The 20,194-nt window shown below is 70.0% G+C and carries 25 protein-coding genes and 1 tRNA gene; 12 read left to right on the top strand and 14 right to left on the bottom strand.

Features of this window, described 5'->3' with window-relative positions; translation table 11 throughout:
- Positions 1–69 precede the first annotated feature (69 nt).
- The 3 genes from AC3RXZ_RS04270 to AC3RXZ_RS04260 are packed head-to-tail and all read left to right on the top strand — an operon-like array spanning position 70 to position 1,773.
- Positions 70–546 carry a carboxymuconolactone decarboxylase family protein gene (locus AC3RXZ_RS04270; RefSeq protein WP_491493257.1) on the top strand — a complete coding sequence of 159 codons (477 nt, stop codon included), beginning with the start codon at positions 70–72 and terminating at the stop codon, positions 544–546.
- Positions 543–1,265 carry a tyrosine-protein phosphatase gene (locus tag AC3RXZ_RS04265; RefSeq protein WP_243224927.1) on the top strand — a complete coding sequence of 241 codons (723 nt, stop codon included), beginning with the start codon at positions 543–545 and terminating at the stop codon, positions 1,263–1,265. The genes AC3RXZ_RS04270 and AC3RXZ_RS04265 overlap by 4 nt, the downstream gene beginning before the upstream one ends.
- A 34-nt stretch (positions 1,266–1,299) precedes the next feature.
- Positions 1,300–1,773, top strand: coding sequence for an SIP domain-containing protein (locus AC3RXZ_RS04260; RefSeq protein WP_243224928.1), 474 nt, complete (start codon positions 1,300–1,302; stop codon positions 1,771–1,773).
- 1 nt (position 1,774) lies between these two features.
- On the opposite strand, the gene AC3RXZ_RS04255 is transcribed toward AC3RXZ_RS04260, so the two are convergent.
- From AC3RXZ_RS04255 to AC3RXZ_RS04240, 4 genes are all read right to left on the bottom strand, one after another.
- Positions 1,775–2,227 carry a Fe-S oxidoreductase gene (locus AC3RXZ_RS04255; protein WP_491493256.1) on the bottom strand — a complete coding sequence of 151 codons (453 nt, stop codon included), beginning with the start codon at positions 2,225–2,227 and terminating at the stop codon, positions 1,775–1,777.
- The gene (locus AC3RXZ_RS04250; protein ID WP_243224930.1) at positions 2,224–3,027 is read right to left on the bottom strand and encodes an arginase family protein; all 804 of its coding nucleotides are present in this window, start codon (positions 3,025–3,027) and stop codon (positions 2,224–2,226) included. The genes AC3RXZ_RS04255 and AC3RXZ_RS04250 overlap by 4 nt, the downstream gene beginning before the upstream one ends.
- A gap of 64 nt (positions 3,028–3,091) precedes the next feature.
- Positions 3,092–3,826: a PspA/IM30 family protein gene (locus tag AC3RXZ_RS04245; protein ID WP_243224931.1), complete on the bottom strand. Its 735-nt coding sequence runs from the start codon at positions 3,824–3,826 to the stop codon at positions 3,092–3,094.
- Positions 3,827–3,891: 65 nt separating this feature from the next.
- On the bottom strand, positions 3,892–5,898 hold the full coding sequence (locus AC3RXZ_RS04240) for a TPM domain-containing protein (RefSeq protein ID WP_491493255.1): 2,007 nt from the start codon (positions 5,896–5,898) through the stop codon (positions 3,892–3,894).
- A gap of 147 nt (positions 5,899–6,045) precedes the next feature.
- Between AC3RXZ_RS04240 and AC3RXZ_RS04235 the strand changes: the two genes are divergently transcribed.
- From AC3RXZ_RS04235 to AC3RXZ_RS04220, 4 genes are read left to right on the top strand one after another with little or no spacing between them, the layout of a single operon-like run.
- Positions 6,046–6,879: a DUF3097 domain-containing protein gene (locus AC3RXZ_RS04235; protein ID WP_491493254.1), complete on the top strand. Its 834-nt coding sequence runs from the start codon at positions 6,046–6,048 to the stop codon at positions 6,877–6,879.
- Between the two features lie 32 nt (positions 6,880–6,911).
- Positions 6,912–7,637, top strand: a complete 726-nt coding sequence (gene trmB / locus AC3RXZ_RS04230; RefSeq protein WP_243224934.1) for a tRNA (guanosine(46)-N7)-methyltransferase TrmB — start codon at positions 6,912–6,914, stop codon at positions 7,635–7,637.
- Positions 7,634–8,512, top strand: a complete 879-nt coding sequence (locus AC3RXZ_RS04225) for a CPBP family intramembrane glutamic endopeptidase (protein ID WP_491493253.1) — start codon at positions 7,634–7,636, stop codon at positions 8,510–8,512. Before trmB ends, AC3RXZ_RS04225 begins: the two co-directional genes overlap by 4 nt.
- 39 nt (positions 8,513–8,551) lie before the next feature.
- On the top strand, positions 8,552–8,944 hold the full coding sequence (locus tag AC3RXZ_RS04220) for a DUF1304 domain-containing protein (RefSeq protein WP_491493252.1): 393 nt from the start codon (positions 8,552–8,554) through the stop codon (positions 8,942–8,944).
- Here the strand turns inward: AC3RXZ_RS04220 and AC3RXZ_RS04215 are convergent.
- From AC3RXZ_RS04215 to AC3RXZ_RS04205, 3 genes are all read right to left on the bottom strand, one after another.
- Positions 8,937–9,560 carry a GyrI-like domain-containing protein gene (locus tag AC3RXZ_RS04215; RefSeq protein WP_243224937.1) on the bottom strand — a complete coding sequence of 208 codons (624 nt, stop codon included), beginning with the start codon at positions 9,558–9,560 and terminating at the stop codon, positions 8,937–8,939. The two genes, AC3RXZ_RS04220 and AC3RXZ_RS04215, sit on opposite strands and share 8 nt — an antisense overlap.
- Positions 9,561–9,589: 29 nt before the next feature.
- Positions 9,590–10,609: a magnesium and cobalt transport protein CorA gene (locus tag AC3RXZ_RS04210; protein WP_243224938.1), complete on the bottom strand. Its 1,020-nt coding sequence runs from the start codon at positions 10,607–10,609 to the stop codon at positions 9,590–9,592.
- A 160-nt stretch (positions 10,610–10,769) separates the two neighbouring features.
- Positions 10,770–11,441, bottom strand: a complete 672-nt coding sequence (locus AC3RXZ_RS04205) for a Pr6Pr family membrane protein (protein ID WP_491493251.1) — start codon at positions 11,439–11,441, stop codon at positions 10,770–10,772.
- 64 nt (positions 11,442–11,505) lie between these two features.
- Here AC3RXZ_RS04205 and AC3RXZ_RS04200 point away from each other — a divergent pair, with 64 nt between their 5' ends.
- The 3 genes from AC3RXZ_RS04200 to AC3RXZ_RS04190 all read left to right on the top strand — a co-directional run bounded on the left by AC3RXZ_RS04200 (position 11,506) and on the right by AC3RXZ_RS04190 (position 13,696).
- Positions 11,506–12,582, top strand: a complete 1,077-nt coding sequence (locus AC3RXZ_RS04200) for a DNA polymerase IV (protein WP_491493250.1) — start codon at positions 11,506–11,508, stop codon at positions 12,580–12,582.
- 92 nt (positions 12,583–12,674) lie between these two features.
- Positions 12,675–13,139 (top strand): cyanase, encoded by a 465-nt coding sequence (cynS, locus tag AC3RXZ_RS04195; protein WP_243224941.1) that lies wholly within the window; start codon positions 12,675–12,677, stop codon positions 13,137–13,139.
- A gap of 44 nt (positions 13,140–13,183) precedes the next feature.
- Positions 13,184–13,696, top strand: coding sequence for a nucleoside deaminase (locus tag AC3RXZ_RS04190; protein ID WP_243224942.1), 513 nt, complete (start codon positions 13,184–13,186; stop codon positions 13,694–13,696).
- A 4-nt stretch (positions 13,697–13,700) separates the two neighbouring features.
- Here AC3RXZ_RS04190 and AC3RXZ_RS04185 read toward each other — a convergent pair whose 3' ends face one another.
- Genes AC3RXZ_RS04185 through AC3RXZ_RS04165 form a run of 5 tightly spaced genes read right to left on the bottom strand, consistent with a single transcriptional unit; the run spans position 13,701 to position 17,073 of the window.
- Positions 13,701–14,633: an endonuclease/exonuclease/phosphatase family protein gene (locus tag AC3RXZ_RS04185; protein ID WP_491493249.1), complete on the bottom strand. Its 933-nt coding sequence runs from the start codon at positions 14,631–14,633 to the stop codon at positions 13,701–13,703.
- Positions 14,634–14,691: 58 nt separating this feature from the next.
- The gene (locus AC3RXZ_RS04180; RefSeq protein WP_491493248.1) at positions 14,692–15,669 is read right to left on the bottom strand and encodes a zinc-binding dehydrogenase; all 978 of its coding nucleotides are present in this window, start codon (positions 15,667–15,669) and stop codon (positions 14,692–14,694) included.
- Complete coding sequence (locus AC3RXZ_RS04175; protein WP_243224945.1) at positions 15,669–16,091, bottom strand: organic hydroperoxide resistance protein; 423 nt, start codon at positions 16,089–16,091, stop codon at positions 15,669–15,671. The genes AC3RXZ_RS04180 and AC3RXZ_RS04175 overlap by 1 nt, the downstream gene beginning before the upstream one ends.
- Positions 16,092–16,111: 20 nt before the next feature.
- A complete protein-coding gene (locus tag AC3RXZ_RS04170) occupies positions 16,112–16,555 on the bottom strand; it encodes a MarR family winged helix-turn-helix transcriptional regulator (protein WP_243224946.1) in 444 nt (147 codons plus the stop codon).
- A gap of 53 nt (positions 16,556–16,608) precedes the next feature.
- Positions 16,609–17,073 (bottom strand): HIT family protein, encoded by a 465-nt coding sequence (locus AC3RXZ_RS04165; protein WP_243224947.1) that lies wholly within the window; start codon positions 17,071–17,073, stop codon positions 16,609–16,611.
- A 186-nt stretch (positions 17,074–17,259) separates the two neighbouring features.
- Here AC3RXZ_RS04165 and AC3RXZ_RS04160 point away from each other — a divergent pair, with 186 nt between their 5' ends.
- The gene (locus AC3RXZ_RS04160) at positions 17,260–18,072 is read left to right on the top strand and encodes a hypothetical protein (protein ID WP_243224948.1); all 813 of its coding nucleotides are present in this window, start codon (positions 17,260–17,262) and stop codon (positions 18,070–18,072) included.
- Between the two features lie 60 nt (positions 18,073–18,132).
- Complete coding sequence (locus AC3RXZ_RS04155; RefSeq protein WP_243224949.1) at positions 18,133–19,239, top strand: serine hydrolase domain-containing protein; 1,107 nt, start codon at positions 18,133–18,135, stop codon at positions 19,237–19,239.
- A 51-nt stretch (positions 19,240–19,290) separates the two neighbouring features.
- On the opposite strand, the gene AC3RXZ_RS04150 is transcribed toward AC3RXZ_RS04155, so the two are convergent.
- Both AC3RXZ_RS04150 and AC3RXZ_RS04145 read right to left on the bottom strand, forming a co-directional pair.
- Positions 19,291–19,363 (bottom strand) — tRNA-Arg (locus AC3RXZ_RS04150).
- 16 nt (positions 19,364–19,379) lie between these two features.
- Positions 19,380–20,180 (bottom strand): SGNH/GDSL hydrolase family protein, encoded by an 801-nt coding sequence (locus AC3RXZ_RS04145; RefSeq protein ID WP_243224950.1) that lies wholly within the window; start codon positions 20,178–20,180, stop codon positions 19,380–19,382.
- Between the last annotated feature and the right edge of the window lie 14 nt (positions 20,181–20,194).

Below are 20,194 nucleotides of genomic sequence, written 5' to 3'. Positions count from 1 at the left end.
GAAGATGCGTGTCAGTCTGCATTCGAGTCCGATCGGTGTGCTGCGACGGTTGCGCCGTAGGCTGGAGGCATGACCGAGACGCGCGTGCACCTGTCCAGGACCGAGCCGGCCGCCTACCAGGCGCTGGATGCCTTCTCCAAGACCGTCGGCGAGATCTGCGCCGCCAACGGCATCGACGATCGCCTCAAGGAGATCGTCATGATCCATTGCTCGCAGCTCAACGGCTGCGCGTACTGCACCCGCATTCACGTCGACCGCGCGCTCGCCGCGGGGCTGGACGCCGACGTGCTCACCCAGATCCCCACCTGGCGGGAGAGCGGCGTGTTCTCGGATCGCGAGTGCGCCGCGCTGGAGCTCGCGGAGGCGTTCACGTTCATCCACGAGGACGGGATTCCCGATGACGTCTACGACCGCGTCGGCGGGGTGTTCACCGAGAAGGAGTACGCCGCGCTGAGCTGGGCGTGCGTCTCGATCAACGCGTTCAACCGCATCGTCGTCGCGGGACGCTACCCCGTCCCGCCCCGCGGCGCCCAGGCGACCGCATGACCGTCCTCGTCGTCGACGGCGTCTGGAACGCCAGGGATGTCGGAGGGATGCCGGCGGACGGCGGCCGCATCGCCCCGGGCCGGCTGCTGAGGTCGGCGAACCTCTCCGGAGCGACTGAGCAGGGGGCGCGCACGCTGGCGGGTCTCGTCGACCACATCGTCGATCTCCGCGCGGACGACGAGGTCGCCGCGGACCCGTCGGCCGTGCGTGGTCCCGAGACCACGCATCTGCCTCTCTTCCTCGGTTCGGTGGCGTCCTTCTTCGAAGAGGACAGCAGCCTGGACGAGCTGTACCGTCACCTGCTGGAGCAGAGCGGGCCGCGGCTGGCGGAGGCGCTGCGCATCATCGCCCGCGGGCAGCGGACGCTCGTGCACTGCACGGTGGGCAAGGACCGGACCGGGGTGACGGTCGCCCTCGCCCTGGACGCGGTCGGCGCCGATCGCGAGGCGATCATCGCCGACTACGCGCTGACGGAGTCTCAGCTCCCCGCTGAACGCAACCGCCGCATCGCGGCATACCTGCGCTCCCAGCACCCCGACGCCCAGCATGTCGTGGCCCTGGCGACGCTGTCCCCGGCTCCCGTCATGCGTGCGCTGCTCGCATCGATCGACGAGCGATGGGGATCGACGGTGCAGTATCTCCGCGAGCAGGGGATGACGGAAGCCGAGCTGGCCCAGCTGCGGACCGCGCTCGTGACGCCGGATTTCGACGAAGGTTAGGCAACCCTTCATGCGGTGATACGATGGAGGAATCATGAGCACCGCTTCCGTCGAGTACCGGTCCGCACGCGCTGAGCGCCGTGCGGCTCGTCAGCGCTCCCACCACCTGGTGACGGCCGACGAGAACTCGCTCGCGGATCTCGAGATGTTCCTGGCCGCGCTGCCGCTGTGCGCGACGGGCCGGATCTTCATCGAAGTGGCTGACGAATCCGGCATCGGCAGGGTGCAGGCTCCGCCGCGGATGACCGTCACGTGGCTCGCGCGTTCTTCCCGTTCGGGTGCTCCCGGCACGGGGCGCGGCTGCACTCCCGGCATGGCGCTGTCCCGCGCGACCTGCGCATGGGCGGACGAGATGCTCTGCGAAGACGGCGCGGCGACGACCGTCACGCTGCTCGGCGGCTACCTCGGCACGGCCGACATCGTGGAGCACCTGACGGTCGCCCTGGACGTCCCGACCTCGTCGATCCACGCGCCGGAGCAGTTCGGGCTGCTTCCCTCCGACCGCTGAATCAGCGCCGCGACCGCGAGCGGGGCACGTAGTTGCCGTCCTCGAGGCCGGCCTCGATCTCGAAGCGGTTGCGCAGCGGGTCGCGTCCTGCGAACAGGTACAGCACGGGCATCAGGAACCCGTAGCGCAGCCACTGCGCCTTGTGCACGGCTTCGTGTCGGAGGATCGCGTCGTCCGGGGCGCGGTCACCGGTGAGGAAGCACCCGCCCACGCAGACCCCGCCGCGGTTGAACGTCCAACGCGGCATCCCGCGGAACACCCAGAGCCCGTGACGGCGCTCGACGCGACCCGTGCTCCACAGCGAACCCCAGATCCAGCCGACGGCGGTGCCCCACCAGTATCCGAGGCGGCTGATCGGCGATCGCAGAAGGAACGCGGGGATGCGGCGGTCGAATCGACGACCGCGCTCCAAGACCTCCTGCGCCTGTGCGCGCCAGTCTGTCGCCGCCGTCACGCGACGGCTCCCACGAGGCGCAGGAGAGCGCCGAGGTCGTCGACAGCGTCCACCGGAGATCGCGGTGCGAAGCCGGCGATCGTGGCGCCGGCGAGCGGCACGCGTTCCCGCAGACGCCGCAGGGCAGCGCTCAGCGGGGCAGCGCCGACGCCGAACGGCGCGGGGCTGGAGACCCCGGCGATCTCCGAGGGGTCCAACACGTCGACGTCGATGTGCACCCACACCCGGGTGGCTCCCGTCGCGGCGATCGCGTCGGCGAGCGCGTCGGGGTCGTCGAGCGCGTCGGCGGAGAGGCCGGTGAGGCGGCCGAGCGGTTCCTCCTCGCCCTCGTCGACGGCGCGCGCACCGAGCACGACGACGCGATCCGCGGGGATTCCGGGAGACAGCGCCAGCCGGGGTTCGCCCTCACCCAGCACGGCGCGCAGCGCCATGCCGGAGAACGCGCCGGACGGGGACGAATCGGGGGTGTGCAGATCGGGGTGGGCGTCGCACCACAGCACGGCGAGGTCGTCGGTGCCCTCGGGCAGGGCGTCCAGCGCGGCGACGGTGATGCTGCAGTCGCCGCCGATCAGCACGGCGCCCGGGACGAGATGATCGCGGACGAGCTGACGCACGCGCTGCAGGGCGCTGAGCCGATGCACGCCGGTCCCGAGGGACTCGCCCGCCTCGAGCGGGACGTCGAGGACCGTGGTGGCGGCCCGGGGCAGATCTCCCGCGATCGCGGCCGCCCCGTCGGTGAGGAGCATCGCTCGTGCAGCCGGGGAGCCCTGCCACTGCGGGACGACGAGGAAGTGGGCCATGACGACCTCCGTGAACCAGAGAACGGATGCCCCGGGATCCGGGTCCCGGGGCATCCGCGCGAAATCAGGACTCGAGCTGTCCCTGGGGGCCGCCGGCCTTGAGCTCGGCCAGCCGGGCCTCGACCTCGGTGAGCTCACCGAGGTCGTCCAGGCTCTCGAACTGGGCGTCGAGGCTGGACGCGGCCAGCTCGATCTTGCCCTGCGCGAGCGCCTCCTGGCGGCGCACCTTGTCCTCGAAGCGGCCCAGCTCGCTGGTCGGGTCGAGGACGTTGATCGACGAGACCGCGTCCTGCACCTTGGTCTGCGCCTCGGCGACCTTGGCGCGGGCGAGCAGTTCGCTGCGCTTCGCCTTGAGCTGCTCGAGCTTCTCCTTCATGCCGTTCAGGCCGCTCTTCAGCTTCTCGACGATCTCGGTCTGCGACGCGATCGTCGGCTCGGCCGCCTTGGCGTCGCGCTCCTCGCCGATCTGGCGCTGCAGGGCGATCTTGGCGAGGCTGTCGAACTTGTCGGCGTCCGCCGTGCTGCCCGCCGCGCGCAGCTCGTCGGCCTTACGGCTGGCGGCCAGCGCCTTGTTGCCCCAGTCCTTGGCGGCCTGGAGGTCTTCCTCGTGATCGCGCTCGAGCAGGCGGAGGTTGCCGATCGTCTCCGCGATCGCCGCCTCGGCGTCCGCGATGCTGTTGGTGTAGTCGCGCACGAGCTGATCGATCATCTTCTGCGGGTCCTCGGCGGAGTCGAGGAGCGCGTTGATGTTGGCCCGGACGAGCGTCGAGATGCGCCCGAAGATGGACTGCTTGGCCATGGTGTTTCCTTTCGGTTGGAACGGTGTCTGGAAGGTTCAGGTCTGCGGATTCTGCGGATGCCGGGTCAGAAGCGACCGCCTCGGGATCGTCCGCCGCGCGAGCCTCCGCGCGATCCGCCGCCGAAGCTGGACGGACGGTGCCCGCGGCTGCTGCTGCCGCCGCTGGAGCGCCAGCTGCTCCCGCCGCTCCAGGAGCCGCCTCCGCCGCCTCCGCCACCGCCGGCGAAGAGCCCGCCGAGGATGCCGCCGAGAATGTCTCCCGCCAGCCCGCTGTCGGTGCCGTAACCGCGCCCGGGCGTCCCGTAGCCGGTGCCGAACGGCCCGCTCGGGCTCCAGGACTGCACCTCGCTCTCGGCCGTGGAGATCGCCTCCGAGGCCAGATGGTAGGCGCGTGTGGCGCGTTCGACGGCGCGTGCGGGATCCGAGGCGCGGACGGCGACCGCCTCGCGGTACGCCGCATCCGCCTCGGCGAGTCGGGTGCGTGCGGTGGGACCGATCGCACCGCGACGGGTTGCGAGGTAGTCGTTCGCCGCGGCGAGCTGGGACTGCGCCTGCAGCAGGCGCTGGCTCAGCGCGCGCTCGGTGCGCTGGGCCTGCTCCGCCGCATCCCGCACCTGCGCCAGCGCGGTGTCGATCTCGGTGTTGACCGCGGTGAGCGTGTCGACGAGGCGCTGCGGATCCCGGCCGGTCCCGGTGAGGGCCGCGGCGGACTCCGTCACGCGGGTCCGTGTGCCGGCGACGAGGGGCGCCAGCGACCCGTGCGGGTCCGGCGCCTGCGCGGCGGCGGCGAGGTCGGCCTCGAGATCCGCGATGAGCGCCTTGGCCTGATCCTCGATCGAAGCGAGGCCCGAACCGAGGGTGTTCACCGCTGTTGCGAGCTGCTCGGCCTGGACGATCGCCTGCTCGGCGGTGCGGATCGAGAACGCGGCCTCACCGCGCTTGCCGGCCGTGAGGTGCCCGCGGGCCTCTGCGATCTCGGCGTCCGCGAGCGCGAGGCGCTCCGCGGCCTGGACGGGGTTGTCCGCCACCGTGCTGAGCGCCGCTTCCGCGTAGGTGCTTCGCAGGGTCGTCAGCGCCGCGGGCAGTGCGGTCACGGCATCCTGCACCTGTGCCCGCCGGACCTCGACGCGCTGCAGGGCGGCGGGTGCGTCCGCCTCGAGCTTGCGGAGCTCCTCGAAGGCTTCGATGTTGTCGTCGAGCAGCTCGTCGGCCGCCGTGCACAGCTCGATGATCTGGATGTGCCAGGCGCGGCGCTGCTCGACCGAGTCCTCGATCTCGTCATCGAGCTGTTGCTTGAGCGCGAACGCCTCGGCGACCCTCGCCTTCGCGCTCTCCACCACCTGGGTGAACGGCGCGATGGAGTCCTCGCCGAACTGGGCGGCGGCGAAGCCGAGCTCCTCTCGGCTCGCCGTGATGGCGTCGTCGGCGGCCACCAGCGCACTGCCGGCCTGACGCTCCAGGTCGGCGTCGCTGATGCTCGAGTACGGGTCGTCCGGGTCGGCCACAGCGGGCTGCGCACCGCGCGCCTTCTTCCGCGCGCGGACGACCAGCCAGACGATGAGCGCGGCGACGGCGGCCACGAGAAGGACGATCAGGAAGACCCAGCCGGCGTTCGACGGGCCGGGGAAGGCGTCGGCGGCGGCGACGATCGCACCGTCCCAGTCGTCGTCGCGCAGCCGGTCCTCGACCGCCTGCGCGACCGCGTCGATCTCGCTGTCGCTGAGCGGTCCCGCGTCATCGACCGAGAGGGCGTACTGGCGGGACTCGGTGGCGATGGCGAGCAGGTACTGGTCCGCGGCGAGTCCGTTGTCGACCGCCGTGTCGTTCGCCCAGCCCACGCTGTCCGACGGATCCGTGAACTCGTCGACGATGACGACGTAGAGGTCGCCGCCTGCGGCTTGACTCAGCGTGTCGAGACGCGCGTTGGCGGCCTCCAGCTCCGAGGGACTCAGCACTCCGGCGTCATCCGTGACGAACCCGGGATCCAGCGTGACAGGCGGCGTGGCCAGGGCGCTCGACGCGACGGAACCGGACAGCAGGACCGCCCCGATCGCCCCCAGGACGATCGTCATCCGAGACCGCATTCTGCTCCCTCCGCGGAGACCCCGGCCCCCGTCGAGCACGAGTCTATTCACTGTGGTGGGCCGAGGATAGCGACTGTAGGGAATCATTCTGTGTCGTCGCCGGGAACGCTCCGAGCGACGCATACCCTGGAAGGCATGGACGACAGGTACGGCTCCGATGTGCTCGCGGCGGGATGGCGGGAGCGGTCGGCGAAGAAGGTGCCGCAGGTTCCGGCCGAGATCGATCTCGTCGTCGAGGTCGCGGAAGACGGGTTCTGCGGAGCCGTCACGGCCGTCCGCAGCGGAACCGTCGAACTCGAGGACTTTCGCGGCCGCCGGCGTCTCTTCCCGCTCGGCGGTGGGTTCCTGATCGACGGCGAAGCCGTGAAGCTGGTGCCGCCGGCTCCGAAGGAGAAGGGGCCGCGACGCACGGCCTCCGGATCGTTCGCCGTGGCCGATCAGCGTGCGCGCATCGCCCTGCCCAGCCGCATCCTCGTCGAGGGGCGGCACGATGCTGAACTCGTGGAGAAGGTCTGGGGTGCGGATCTGCGGGTGGAGGGCGTGGTCGTCGAGTATCTGCAGGGCGTCGACCTGCTGGACGACCTGCTCGCAGCCGAACCGCCCAGCGCGAAGCGGCGCTACGGCGTGCTCGTCGACCATCTGGTGCCCGGGTCGAAGGAATCCCGCATCGCGGAGGCCGTCGCGCGCGGTCCGCACGGTCGGCACGTGCGCATCGTGGGACACCCCTACGTCGACGTGTGGCAGTGCGTGAAGCCCGAGGCGCTCGGAATCGCGCGGTGGCCCGAGATCCCCCGCGGCGTCGAGTGGAAGGTCGGCATCTGCCGGGCGTTCGGCTGGCCGCACGAGGACCAGGCCGACATCGCGCGCGCCTGGCAGACGATCCTGAGCAAGGTGACCACGTACCGCGACCTCGAGCCGTCGCTGCTCGGGCGGGTGGAGGAGCTCATCGACTTCGTCACCGCTCCGTGAGCGGGGCGCTCCGTCCCGGATACCCTGGATCCATGCCCGAACCCCGCACGTTCCGCGATGAGCCCGTGTCCTTCGTCCGCCGCAGCGGGCGCATGTCGGACGCGCAGGAGCGGGCGTTCCAGAAGCTCGCGGGGCGCTACCTGCTCGACGTTCCTCGGGACGTCGCGTGGACCAGCGTGCATCCCGATGCGCGGCTGGATCCGGCATCCGAATACGGCCGGACGGCGCCGCTGATCGTGGAGATCGGCTCGGGTCAGGGTCACGCGATCGTCGCGGCCGCGTCCTCGAGGCCGCAGGACGACTTCCTCGCCGTGGAGGTGTTCCGTGCGGGCCTTGCTCGCACGATGCTGGACGCCGACAGCGCCGGCGCCCGGAACCTGCGCCTCGTCGAGGCCAATGCCCCCGAGGTGCTGTCCTCCTACCTGCCCGAGGGAGCGGCCTCCGAGGTGTGGATCTTCTTCCCGGATCCGTGGCACAAGAAGAGGCACACCAAGCGGCGGCTCGTCCGGGGAGGCTTCGGACACGTCGCCGCGCGTGCGCTCGCGGACGGCGGGCTGCTGCGGCTCGCGACCGACTGGGAGGACTACGCGCTGCAGATGCGCGAGGTGCTGGATGCCGAGCCGCTCTTCGAGCGCGCCTTCGACGGGGACTGGGCCGACCGGTTCGACGGCAGGGTCATGACCGCCTTCGAGCGCAAGGGGCTGGGGAAGGGCCGCGACATCCGCGATCTCGTGTACCGGCGGGTCCCGCGCTCATGAACGCCGAGGCCGGGCCCTGGCGGACGGCGCTGGTGCCGGCGGCCCTCGTCTGCCTGGCGGCCCCCGCTTTCTTCGTCGTCCAGTGGCCCTGGCTCGGCTGGCTGCTGCTCGCGGCCGGGGTGGGCGGCGCGTGGGTCCTCGAGGGGCGCACCGTACCGGCATCCGTCGAGGTGCGAGCCGGCGGCCGGCGCGAGACGTCCCGGCTCGTCGGCCGGTCGCCCTCGCTCACCCGCGATCTGTCCCTGATCGCGATCGGGATGCTGATCGTCAGCGTCATCCCGCTCGCGGCGGAGCTCGACAACCTCGCGATGCTGCGCTTCACGCTCGCCCTCGGCGGCGCTGTGCTCGTCCCGTACGTCATCTCGCGGTTCGTCTACCGGGACCGTGCGATCTCCTTCCCGTGGCGCACCGGCAAGCGCTGGGGGAGGCTGCAGTGGGGTTGGCTCGTCGCCGTCCTCGTGCTCGGCTGGCTGATCCTGCCGTTCTACTTCATCACCAGCGGCGTCTACGCGAATTGGCCCGTTGTGGACACACCCGACCTCATCGCCCGGCTGTTCGTCGGGGTCGGCGCGGTCGGCATCTGGGACGAGCTGTTCTTCATCTGCACCGTGTTCGCGCTGCTGCGCCGGCATTTCCCGGATGCCGCGGCGAACATCCTGCAGGCCGTGGTGTTCGTCTCCTTCCTGTGGGAGCTGGGCTACCGATCCTGGGGTCCGGTGCTGACCATCCCGTTCGCGCTGCTGCAGGGGTTCATCTTCCTGCGGACGCACTCGCTCGCCTACGTCGTCACGGTGCACCTGCTCTTCGACGCCGTCGTCTTCGCCGTGCTCGTGCACGCGCACAACCCGGGGCTTCTGCCGATCTTCCTGGTCTAGCGTTTGGTGCCCGGTGGGCCGGCACGACAGAATCAGCGCATGATCATCGTCGGTCTCGTCCTCGCCGCTGCTGCGGCCGCCGTGCACGTCTTCATCTTCGCGCTCGAGTCGCTGCGGTGGACGGATCCGGACACGCGTCGGATCTTCGGCATCGCCACGGAAGCGGACGCCGTCACCATGAAGCAGCTCGCGTTCAACCAAGGCTTCTACAACCTGTTCCTCGCGCTCACGACTCTGATCGGAGTGGGGCTCTACATCCTCGGCGCCGCAACCGTCGGCCTGACCCTCGTCTTCGCCGGCACCGGCATGATGCTCGCGGCGGCCCTCGTGCTGGTGCTCTCGGACCGCACGAAGGTCCGCGCCGCGCTGACGCAGGGGACCCTGCCCCTGCTGGCGGTGCTCGCGACGTCGATCGGTCTCGCGCTCAGCTGACGCGTTCGACCGGCTGCCGCAGGATCGTCCGGCGCCGGGCGGGATCGCCCTTGCGCGGGTCACTGAAGTAGATCTCGTGATGGAGACCGGTCAGCCGCAGTCCCTGTTCGGGGATGACCTCGTCGTGCATGCGGGCGAGCACCGGCGCCTCATCGTCGAACGCTCCGACGTGCAGGGTCTGGACGCACAGGCCCTCGTGGAGCGTCTCGAGGCGCACCTCGCCGGAGCGTCCGTCGGGATTCTTCGCGGATGCCGCGGCGACGGCACCCTGGAACATCGCGTCGTCGATCCAGTCCGGCTGCATGATCAGGAGCGTCCAGGACCACCGAGACTTGTCGCGTGCGGTCGTGAAGGCGGAGTGGTCCTCCGCCCACCAGAGTCCCTCCAGGGGCATCACCACGTAGTCGCGGCCCAGCTCGCGCTTGCTGGCGAACTTCAGGCCGTAGGCGACGGGGTAGAGCGCCTCGACCGCGCTCGTGAACGACGGCGACGAGTTGGGATCCCCGTGGCCGTCGATCATCAGGTACTGCAGCGCCGGCACCTCCAGCGTGCGGAACGCATCCTTGCGCGCCTGATACGCGTCGATGGTCTTCTTGAAGTCGATCTTCTCGGTCACACGCCCATCATGCCGACTCGGGCCGCCTCCTACAGCCACCTCTTCCACTTGAACGCGGCGAACAGCCCCACGCCCACGCCCAGCATGAGCAGCATCGCGAAGGGATATCCCCAGCTCCAGTGCAGTTCGGGCATGATGTCGAAGTTCATGCCGTAGACGCTGCCGATGAGCGTCGGGGCGAACAGGATCGCCGCCCAGGCCGAGATCTTCTTCACCTCGTCGTTCTGAGCCAGCCCCAGTTCGGTCATGCGGCGCACCTCGTCGTTCTGACGCTGCGCGACGAGCGTGGCGTTCAGGCTCAGCGCATTCTCGAGGATGGCGCGGAACGAGTCGGCGCGCTCGACGATGCGCAGAGTGTGGTCGAGCACGTCCCGCAGGCTCCGCTGCAGCTCGATGTCGACCTCGTACTTGTCCGAGCCGCGGCGCAGGGCTTCGACCATCTCGACGAGAGGGCGCGTGGCGCGCTGGAAGTTGATCACCTCGCGAGAGAGCTCGTAGATGCGGCGGGACACCGCTTCGTCGCCGGCGAAGATCTGGTCCTCGATCTCGTCGATGTCGTTCTCGAGGCCGGCGATCACCGGTCCGTACTCGTCCACGACCTCGTCGAGGATCGCGTACAGGACGGCCTCAGGGCCCATCGCGAGCAGCTCCGGCGTCGCCTCCAGCCGACGACGCACCGTGGCGAGACTCGGCGACTCGGCATGACGGATCGTCACGACGAAGTCCTTGCCGACGAAGATGTGCAGTTCACCGAACTCCACCACTTCGGTGTCATCGAGATAGCGCGCCGGGCGCAGCACGACGAACAGCGTCTCGCCGTAGCGCTCCAGCTTGGCGCGCTGGTGGCCGGACAGGGCGTCCTCGACAGCGAGCGGGTGCAGGTCGAACTCATCGGCGATGGACTGCACCTCGGCCGGGCTCGGCCGATACAGCCCGATCCACGCCATACCCGTGTGCTCGCGCATGGTCTCGTACGTGTCGGTCAGGTTCGCCGGGTTGCCGGTGCGGTGTCCGTCGACGTACACGGCGTTGTCGATGAGGGCGGTCATGGTTCACCTCGATTGCTCGCTGGAAGCGACGCTGCGGCGTCGCGGTGGAGGCGCGCATGCGCGCGATCACGCCACCGCCCGCCTGCGGAGGTCAGCGCATCGAGATGCCGACCAGCGAGGCGTGAACGGTGGCGCGGCGACTATCACTGGACATCGCGCATCACCTGCCTTCGGGTCGGTCGGGGCCGTTTCGGCCTCCTGAAGCGTACACCACGGTCCTGACCCGACTCAGCGCCCACACCACGGCGGCAGCGGCGAGCAGCGCCCCGAGCAGTCCGGCGACATGCGACCAGAGCGAGACGGCACCGCGCTCGGGGAGCAGGAACCCGTATGGCACCCACCCGTCGGTGGCGCCGCGCAGCAGGACGACGGTCAGCCACACCAGGGGATAGGGCAGCGTGATCCAGAGCATCCGCCAGGCGAGGGGGCGGCGGTCCGGTGCGAAGATCCAGTCGGCGAGGACGAGGACCGGGAGCGCGACGTGCAGCGCGGCGCTCACCCAGGGCGGGGCGGAACCTGTACCGGGTACCAGCACGTTGTAGATCAGGCCGACGACGAGAAGGCAGGTCGTCGTGACGGCGCGGAGCAGGATGAGCCCGTCCGAGGGCCGGAGGCCACGCAGGTTCGTGACCCCGGCCGCGATGAGGACCACGGAGGCGATGAGCGAGGTCTGATTCGTGAAGTACCCGAAGTAGTCGAACGGGTTGCCGTCGCCGGCGCTCACCCGCAGCGCCCAGGCGTGCAGGAGGATCCCGATCGTCAGCGCGCCGACGATGATCCGCGCGAGCCCCCACAAGTGGACCGGGCGCGGCGAGGCGGGAGGAGAGGGCACGGCGACAGCCTAGAGGCGACTCCTGGCAGGTGACATCCCGGCCCGTACGCGCCAGACTCGACGCATGGCCGCCTGGGTGCTGCACGTCGACATGGACCAGTTCATCGCCGCCGTGGAGGTTCTGCGTCGTACCGAACTCGCCGGCGTCCCGGTGATCGTCGGGGGACGGGGCGACCCCACCGAGCGGGCGGTGGTGTCCACGGCATCCTACGAGGCGCGCGCGTTCGGCATCGGATCCGGGATGCCGTTGAAGATCGCCGCCCGGAAGGCGCCGCCCGAGGCCGTGTTCCTGCCGGTCGATCACGCCGCGTACGAGCAGGCCTCCGCCGACGTCATGCAGACCCTGCGAGAGATTCCGGGCGTCGTCCTGGAGGTGATCGGGTGGGACGAATGCTTCCTGGGCATCGACGTGGACGATCCCGAATCCGTCGCACGCGCCGCGCAGGCCGCGGTTCTCGAGGCGACCGGGTTGCACTGCTCCGTCGGTGTCGGCGACAACAAGATCCGCGCGAAGATCGCCACCGAGTTCGGCAAGCCGCGCGGCGTGTTCCGCCTCACCGCCGAGAACTGGTTCGACGTCATGGGGGAGAAGTCGACGCGGGACCTGTGGGGCGTCGGCCCGAAGGTGCACAAGCGGCTGGCGTCGCACGGGATCGACACGGTCCGCCAGCTCGCCGACGCGGACGAGCAGGAGCTGATCGCGGAGTTCGGTCCCCGAATGGGCGTCTGGTATCACGGACTCGGATCCGGGCTCGGGCCCGCGACGGTCGACGACACCCCGTGGGTGGCGCGCAGTCACAGCCGGGAGACGACGTACCAGCAGAACCTGACGACGCCCGACCAGGTCGCGGATGCCGTGGTCGAACTGGCGTCGCAGGCGTTCGAGGACTGCCGTGCGGAGGGGCGGCCGGTGATCCGGGTCCACCTGAAGGTGCGATACGCGCCCTTCGAGACGAAGACGTTCGGCCGCAAGCTGGCTGCTCCCACGACCGAGCGCGAGGATGTCGTGTCGGCGGCCCTGGCGCTCGCCGCCGCGCTCGACGCGCAGCGCGAGGTCCGTCTGCTGGGTGTGCGCGCCGAGATGTCGATGCCCGCCGAGGGCGATCCCGCCGAGCGCACGCCGGTCCGCGGACGCCTCTGACGGTCCCGCCTCGTAACGATGGCGGAACGCGCCGGCAACATCGCCGGTCTAGCGTGCGATCGAGGGCGCACACGGCGCCGAGAGGAGTGGACATGCCCGCGATGATCTCCAAGCAGGATGCCGGGGAGCAGATCGACGAGCGGCGCCGGAATGCGGGACTCACGTGGCGGGCGCTCGCCTCGCGGCTCGGGGTCCCGGAGGTGTGGCTGGCGGCCGCGGTGCTCGGGATGCATCCGCTCACCCCGGCTCAGGCCGAGGAGCTCGGTTATGCGCTGGACCTGGAGGACGAGCTGATCTCGGCGCTGGTGCGCCAGCCGAATCGGGCGCCGGGTGCGGACGTGTCCGCCGACCCCACGATCTATCGCTTCCACGAGCTGATCCAGGTGTACGGGCCGGCCCTCAAGTCGCTCATCCATGACGAGTTCGGCGACGGGATCATGAGCGCGATCAACTGCAGCCTGACGTTCGAGCGCGTGCCGCATCCGGACGGCGACCGCGTCGTCATCACGATCGACGGGAAGTTCCTCCCGTACGCGTGGGTCTCCGGCACGGACTGAGCGGAGCGGTTGCAGGGGATCGCGGCACGCGGGAGGCTGGTCGCATGGCGATCTCGGAATCGGACCTCGGACACCTGCGGCGCTGCGTGGACCTCGCTCGCGAGGCGCTCGACGACGGCGACGAGCCCTTCGGTTCGGTGCTGGTGTCGGCCGGAGGGCAAGAGCTCTTCGCGGACCGCAACCGGGTGAAGGACGGTGACGCGACCCGGCACCCGGAGTTCGAGATCAGTCGGTGGGCGGCGCAGAATCTGTCGCCGGCGGAGCGGGCGGACGCCGTCGTCTACACCTCGGGGGAGCACTGCGCGATGTGCTCGGCGGCGCACGGCTGGGTGGGCCTGGGGCGGATCGTCTACGCGGGATCGACCGAACAGCTGCTGACGTGGGCGGCGGAGCGCGGTGTCCCTGCGGGACCCGTGGCGCCGCTCGCGATCCGCGACGTCGTGCCCGGCGCGGTCGTCGACGGGCCGGCGACGGAGTTCGCCGAGGAGCTGCGAGAGCTGCACGTGCGGCGCTGGCGACGGGACGGACTCGGGACCGACCCGTCCTCGCGGGCATGAGCGATCAGCGGGGCGAGAGCGTCGTCATCGTCGCGAGATGATCGCTGGTTCCTGCGCGGACGGTTCCGGCCGAGGACACCGCGAACCCGCGCTGGAACACGTGGTCGATCTTGACGAGCGGCAGGTCCGCCGGCCAGGTGAACCCGGTGACGCTGTCGGTCGGCCGGGCGAGCTCGAGTGCGTCGCTCAGCGGACGCAGGGCCGGATCGGTGGTCGCCGCGTTGAAGTCCCCCAGCGCGACGATCCGGGACGCCGGATCCTCGCGGACGATGGCGGCGAGCTCCTCGAGCATCCGATCGCGCGCGTCCTGCGCTCCAGGACGCACCGAGGCCGCATGCACCAGGTAGACGCGGACGGCGCCGGACGGTGCGTCGACCGTGACACGCAGGGCGCGATTCCACCCCAGTCCGAGGCTGAGAGGCTCGCCCGCCTCGAGCGGGTGCTCGCTCCAGATCCCGACCGTGCCGATGGCGTACGCGTGCGGATACTCGGCGGACAGAATCTCGGCGGCGGCCGTGCGACTCGCGGCATCCAGTTCGGTGAGCGTGATGACGTCGGGGTGCTCGGCGAGGAGGTCCGCCGCGGATCCGGCAGCGCTTCCGGATCGGGCGTGCACGTTCTGGCTCGCGATGGTCAGGCTCGTCTGTGCCGGGGCGGCCGCCAACGCGGGCAGGGCAGGAGCCGACGCGATGACGCACACAAGCACCGCGACGGCGGCGGGAATCGCCGCGCGCTTCACGAGCAGGAACACGGCGAGGAGGATGAGGACGGCGAACACGCTCAGCAGCGGGAGCGCCACCGACACCGCCGTGCCGATCGGTCCAGGGATCCAGCCGGCCAGGATCACGAGCGCGATCAGAGCGCTGACCAGGAGCAGGAGGCGCGCCGAGCGACGTCGTGACCGACTCGTCGCCGGTGGTCGCGCATCACTCCTCACATCCGTGATCCTCTCCCGGCCGTCCTGAAGAACCGCCGGACGGCCAGGAGAGGCCGGTTCAGAACCGCAGGAGCACCTTGCCCACGCGCCCTGGCGTGTTCGTCGCGCGGACGGCGTCCGCGGCATCCGCGGCGTCGAAGATCCCGGCGACGGGAAGCGTGAGCGTTCCGTCGGAGATCCGCTGGACCAGTTCGGTGAACAGCGCACCACGCGTCGCGGCATCCATCGTCTGACCGACCCTGCTGCCCCAGAAGCCCTTGACCGTCGCCTGATTGAAGATGACGTCTCCGGAGGCGATCTGCATCACCGGGGAGCTCATGGCGCCGAAGGCGACGAGAGTGCCGTTCTCGGCCAGCAGCGCGAGCACGTCCCCGGAGGCGGTGCCGCCGACGGAGTCGATGCCCGCGACGATCGGGGCGCCGTCCGTGAGCGCGCTCGCGTGTGCGCGCCAGTCGTCCCGGTCGGTGGCCACGACGTTCTCGATGCCCTGAGCGCGCAGCTCCTCGACGCCGTCCGAGCGTCGGACGAGCCCGAGCACGTGGACGCCACGCGCTGCGCCGAGCTGGGCGAGCATGCGACCGACAGCACCGTTCGCGGCGTTCTGGACGATCCAGTCGCCCTCGCGCACGTTCAGGAACTCGAGCAGGCTGATCGCGCTGAACGGCATGGAGACCAGCTGCGCCGCCGCCTCGTCTGGGAGGCCCTCCGGGACGGGGATGAGACCCGCGGCGTTAGCGACGACGTACTCGGCCCACGCGCCGAACGTGCCGCCGGTGGCGATGCGCTGACCGACGGCGAGGTTCTCGACGCCCTCGCCGAGCGCATCGACCACTCCGACGGCTTCGGTTCCGGATGCGGCGGGCAGCTCGGGCTTGAAGCCGTAGGTGCCGCGGATCGTCCAGAGGTCGTGGTTGTGGATGGGCGACAGCAGGATGCGCAGACGCACCTGACCGGGGCCGGGCTGCGGCATCGGGCGATCCTCGAGGGCGAGCACGTCCTCAGCGGGACCGAACGCCTGGTGGATGAGCGCGCGCATCAGTCGTCCGAGACCGTGATGGCGACGTCGATGTTCCCGCGCGTCGCGTTCGAATACGGGCACACCTGGTGCGCGGCATCCGCCAGCGCCTGGGCCTGGTCGTGCGGGAGATCGGGGATGACGACCTCCAGCTGCACGGCGAGGCCGTACCCGCCCGCGCCGTTCGCGCCGATCTGGACGCGGGCGCCCACGGAGGAATCGGCGATGGACACCTTCTGGGCGCGGGCGACGGTCTGCAGAGCCGAGTGGAAGCACGCCGCGTAGCCGGCGGCGAACAGCTGTTCGGGATTCGCGCCGTCACCCGAGCCGCCCATCGACTTCGGGATCGCGAGATCCAGATCGAGACGGCCCTCGCTTGTGGCGACTCGGCCGTTGCGACCGGCGCCGGTGGCGAGGGCTTCTGCGGTGTACAGGGCTTCCATCGTGTGGATTCCTTCCATTGTCAGTTCTCAGCGGTCGGGGTGCTCGCCTGGAGCAGAGCCGTCAGCTCCTTGAGCTCGGCGATGAGGCGGAGTCGATGGTCGTCGTCGTGGATGCCGGCGAGAGCGGCCACCTGCGCCCGGATCGGGGCGAGTTCGGCGCGCAGCGCACGTCCCTGCTCGGTCGGACGCACCGTCACCACGCGCTCGTCGGACGTGCTGCGGCTCTTCGTCACGAGGCCGGCCTGTTCGAGCCGGCGCACGAGGGGGGAGAGGGTGCCGGAGTCCAGCTGCATGGCATCGCCCAGGGAACCGATCGTCTGCTCGCCGTCGTTCCACAGGACCGCGAGCACGAGGTACTGCGGGTAGGTGAGGTTCCACGGCGCGAGAAGCGTCCGGTACGCCTGCGTCGTGGCGCGGGCCGCCGAGTAGAGGGAGAAGCACACCATCTCGTCCGTGATGCTCATGTCCTCAAGGATTGCACGCGATTAGATTGTGCACAACTTAAATATCGGTTCGTCTACACCGCAGCCCACGCCCGCTTCATGGCCTCGGCTCGGTCGGACAACGTGGACGAGTCCAGGAGAACCGGGCCATCCGAGATGTCGACATTCCGGAGAGGATCGTCCTCGGAGTGCTGCGGGAGCAGGTGGCAATGCACATGCGGCATCCGATGGCCCATCACGAGGTAATCGATCTTCCGCGGCGTGAAAACCGCCTGGATCGACCGAGCGGCGCGTTGCACATCGCGCCAGAAGGCCGCCAGTGCGGCGGTGTCGAGGTCTGCGAGGTCCACGCGGTGTTCACGAAGGATCACCAGGGCGTACCCGCGGTGCGCCTGGTTCCGTGACAGCCGAACGTGCGTGGCGTCCGTCGACGTGATCAGGACGCTGTGAGGATTCTCGTCCAGGTGGGCGTCGGTGCACATGCCGCATCCCTCGGCCGAGGCGAGCCGTGCCCATTCCTCATCGCTCCACCAGGGCATCAAGGTGCTCCCCTTGTCGTCGGGAAGCTGGCGTCCGTCATGAGGACTTCGTCCGAGCGCGGAAGGGCAGGTCGCTCATGAACGTCGATCCTATGGTTCGTTCTGCCCGGAGGAGCACACCGGGCGATATGTGATCGGGAGAGCAGTCGCCGGGTAGCGTGCGTCGGAGACGGAGGGAGGGGATGCATGTCGCGATGGCCCGGAGCTCCTCAGGAGGTGTGGGCGCAGGAGGTGGCCCGCGACGCGGGATCGGCCGAGCCGCACTGGCTGCCGACTCCGGAGGATCTGCCGCCGTGGCGATCACCGGAGGAGCTCGACGCGAACTATTCGGCGCTTCCGCTCTGGTGGCAGCGGTGGATGCCGCTGATCTTCGCCCTGGTGGTCGGAGCCGTCTTCGTGCCGGTCGTGCTGGTGTCGGCTTCGCAGGCGGAGGGACTCGGCCGGGTTCTGGGTCTTGCTGTCGCCGCGCTCGGGTGCGCGGCGATCGTGGGGTGCGCGATCCGGCTGCTGTTCGCGGAGCGGAGGTTCCGCCGCCGTCGGCAGGCGGAGCTGCGCGAGATCCACATCCTGATGCGAAGGCTCGCTGTCCCCGTCTGGGCGGTGTTCGAGGATCGAGTGCGGGTGTCCGGCGGCGGCGACACCGTCTACGACCTGCAGTTCGTCTTCGATCTGCGCGTTCCTCGCGAGACACTCGCCCTGCAGCGCCGGGTGGTCGAGGCCTGGCTCGATCGGATCGTCGCCACGTCGGACACCGGGAGTCCTGAGGACTTCGAGACGGGTTTCGCGCGCCACGAGCCGGTGCACTGCGTCGACGTGTTCGGCGAGGGCATGCGCGGCGTCTGGATCTGGTCCAAGCCGGCGATCCTTCCCTTCCAGGTGCTCGGACTTGCCGTGGACGATCCGAGGGAGACTCCCTCGCTGACCGAGGAGAACGTCGCGTTCCTGAGACGCCAGCCGCGCGAGCTGCGGCGGCGTTCGGCCATCGGACGAACTCCGTGACGCGCAGCAGCCGAGGTCGTATCGTGAGTCCTGCGCGAAACCACCGGCGAAGGAGCTTCCATGTCCGACGTGCTGCACGACCTGCTCGCCCGTCATGTCGAAGCGGGGACGATGCCCGGAGCGGTGGCCACGCTCGGGCACGAGCTCACGCCGATCGCCGTGGGCTCGGCGGCTCCCGGCGGCGAACCGCTGCGCTCGGATGCGATCTTCCGCATCCAGTCGATGACCAAGGCCGTCACGTCTGTCGCGGCTCTGAGCCTCGTGCAGGACGGCATCCTCGCGTTGGACGACCCGATCGCCACCTGGATGCCGGAGCTCGCGGAGCCGCAGGTCCTGCTGCGTCCGGATGCGCCCCTCGCCGAGACCAGGCCGGCTCGGCATCCCATCACCGTACGGCACTTGCTCACCAACGGGTCCGGATACGGGATGCAGACCTCTGACACACCGCTGAACCGGGCCATGGCGGACGCCGGCATGATCGCGGGTGCCGAGCCCGTCGATCGCGGCGCGGACGAGTGGCTTGCGACGCTCGCCTCGCTCCCGCTGACGTTCGAGCCCGGTGAGGGCTGGCGCTATCACCATTCCTTCGGCCTTCTCGGCATCCTGCTGGATCGGGTGACCGACGGAGGGATCGACGAGGTGCTGACATCGACCGTGCTGGATCCCGCGGGGATGCCGGACACCGGATTCGTCGTTCCTCGGGATCAGGCTCATCGCCTGGTCGCCGCGTTCCGTCGCGAGGCGGACGGGTTCGAGGAGACCGAGCCGGCCGGCGCGGGGTTCTCAGTCGCGCCCGCTCCGTTCGACGTCAGCCACTCTGAGCTGGTGTCGACGCTCGCCGACTATCACGCGTTCCTGCGCGCTCTGGTCGACGGCCGCCTGATCGGCGAGGATCTGCGGGATGAACTGCGCACCGATCAGGTTCCGGGGGCGCTGAAGACACCGGACAGCTTCTTCCCCGGGTTCTGGGACGGCCTCGGCTGGGGCTACGGCGTCTCGGTCGTGACGGGCGGGCCCCATCGGGGCCGGTTCGGATGGTCGGGCGGCCTCGGCACGGACTTCTTCGTCGACCCGGACGGCACGATCTGCATCGTGATGATGCAGGTGGAGATGGACGAGCGGGTCTTCGCGCTGCTCGGAGAGTTGCAGGAGATGCGCGCGGGGTAGCGCTCCGGGATACGAGAAGAGGGCCGTCCGATGGACGGCCCTCTCGTGTTGTGCCCCCGACAGGAGTCGAACCTGCGACCTACGGTACCGGAAACCGGCGCTCTATCCACTGAGCTACGGAGGCGTACCGAACGACGATATCACTGCTCGGGGCCGGTCTCCGACCCGACGGGCTCCGTGGCGGCTTCGCCGCCGAACTCGGCCAGCGCCGTCGCCACCTTCTCGGCGAGGTATCGGTGCCCTTCCGTGGACGGATGCTTGCGACCCACCTCCACGTCGATGATGTCGAGATAGTTGTCCGGCGTGATCCAGTCGCGCTCGATGGGGGAGATGTACCACCATCCCCGCGCCGCGGCGAGCTCGGCGAGATCGACGTCGATCCGGGCGGTGCCCTCGCCGACCGGCAGTTCGTGGGGCGCGGGGCCCAGCACGACGATCGGGGCGTCGGGATAGAGCGCCGAGAGAGCGTCCCAGGCCGCGTTCACGGCCTCGCGATAGCCGGTCGCGCCCTGCAGGCGGTCGTTGATCGATCCCTGGATGATCACGAGATCGGGATCGATGCCCGGGTTCAACGCGGCGATGCGCGCGCCGAACGCGGGACCGTCGAGCCCTGGCTTGAGGTAACCGCTTCCGCGCACGCCCTTGACGACCGACTCTCCACCGAGCATCCCGCCCAGCTGATACGCATACCCCTGCGTGTACGGCGCGGCCGCGGAGCCGTATGTCCAGGAGTCGCCGAACACGAGCACGAGCGGGTGCTCGGGCAACACCAGCGGCGCCGGTTCCACGACGATCGGCTCGTCGCCGGCGCCGATCGGAGCCGCCTCGGGCAGCGGGGCCCACGGTCGCCACAGCCCGACGAGCAGCGCGGACAAGGCGATCAGCCCCAGCGCGCAGAACGCGAGAACGCGCCCTCGGTGCGCGCGGGAGGCCAGGTTCATGGCATGAGAGTAGA

This window comes from Microbacterium cucumeris, from assembly GCF_058349845.2.
This window is presented reverse-complemented; position numbering and strand designations above follow the sequence as displayed.

Bases quoted from the DNA above. Each gene is read 5' to 3' on its own strand.
- AC3RXZ_RS04270 (WP_491493257.1), top strand. From the start codon at position 70: ATGACCGAGACGCGCGTGCACCTGTCCAGGACCGAGCCGGCCGCCTAC.
- AC3RXZ_RS04265 (WP_243224927.1), top strand. From the start codon at position 543: ATGACCGTCCTCGTCGTCGACGGCGTCTGGAACGCCAGGGATGTCGGA.
- AC3RXZ_RS04260 (WP_243224928.1), top strand. From the start codon at position 1,300: ATGAGCACCGCTTCCGTCGAGTACCGGTCCGCACGCGCTGAGCGCCGT.
- AC3RXZ_RS04250 (WP_243224930.1), bottom strand. From the start codon at position 3,027: ATGGCCCACTTCCTCGTCGTCCCGCAGTGGCAGGGCTCCCCGGCTGCA.
- AC3RXZ_RS04245 (WP_243224931.1), bottom strand. From the start codon at position 3,826: ATGGCCAAGCAGTCCATCTTCGGGCGCATCTCGACGCTCGTCCGGGCC.
- AC3RXZ_RS04240 (WP_491493255.1), bottom strand. From the start codon at position 5,898: ATGACGATCGTCCTGGGGGCGATCGGGGCGGTCCTGCTGTCCGGTTCC.
- AC3RXZ_RS04235 (WP_491493254.1), top strand. From the start codon at position 6,046: ATGGACGACAGGTACGGCTCCGATGTGCTCGCGGCGGGATGGCGGGAG.
- trmB (WP_243224934.1), top strand. From the start codon at position 6,912: ATGCCCGAACCCCGCACGTTCCGCGATGAGCCCGTGTCCTTCGTCCGC.
- AC3RXZ_RS04225 (WP_491493253.1), top strand. From the start codon at position 7,634: ATGAACGCCGAGGCCGGGCCCTGGCGGACGGCGCTGGTGCCGGCGGCC.
- AC3RXZ_RS04220 (WP_491493252.1), top strand. From the start codon at position 8,552: ATGATCATCGTCGGTCTCGTCCTCGCCGCTGCTGCGGCCGCCGTGCAC.
- AC3RXZ_RS04210 (WP_243224938.1), bottom strand. From the start codon at position 10,609: ATGACCGCCCTCATCGACAACGCCGTGTACGTCGACGGACACCGCACC.
- AC3RXZ_RS04200 (WP_491493250.1), top strand. From the start codon at position 11,506: ATGGCCGCCTGGGTGCTGCACGTCGACATGGACCAGTTCATCGCCGCC.
- cynS (WP_243224941.1), top strand. From the start codon at position 12,675: ATGCCCGCGATGATCTCCAAGCAGGATGCCGGGGAGCAGATCGACGAG.
- AC3RXZ_RS04190 (WP_243224942.1), top strand. From the start codon at position 13,184: ATGGCGATCTCGGAATCGGACCTCGGACACCTGCGGCGCTGCGTGGAC.
- AC3RXZ_RS04180 (WP_491493248.1), bottom strand. From the start codon at position 15,669: ATGCGCGCGCTCATCCACCAGGCGTTCGGTCCCGCTGAGGACGTGCTC.
- AC3RXZ_RS04175 (WP_243224945.1), bottom strand. From the start codon at position 16,091: ATGGAAGCCCTGTACACCGCAGAAGCCCTCGCCACCGGCGCCGGTCGC.
- AC3RXZ_RS04170 (WP_243224946.1), bottom strand. From the start codon at position 16,555: ATGAGCATCACGGACGAGATGGTGTGCTTCTCCCTCTACTCGGCGGCC.
- AC3RXZ_RS04165 (WP_243224947.1), bottom strand. From the start codon at position 17,073: ATGCCCTGGTGGAGCGATGAGGAATGGGCACGGCTCGCCTCGGCCGAG.
- AC3RXZ_RS04160 (WP_243224948.1), top strand. From the start codon at position 17,260: ATGTCGCGATGGCCCGGAGCTCCTCAGGAGGTGTGGGCGCAGGAGGTG.
- AC3RXZ_RS04155 (WP_243224949.1), top strand. From the start codon at position 18,133: ATGTCCGACGTGCTGCACGACCTGCTCGCCCGTCATGTCGAAGCGGGG.
- AC3RXZ_RS04145 (WP_243224950.1), bottom strand. From the start codon at position 20,180: ATGAACCTGGCCTCCCGCGCGCACCGAGGGCGCGTTCTCGCGTTCTGC.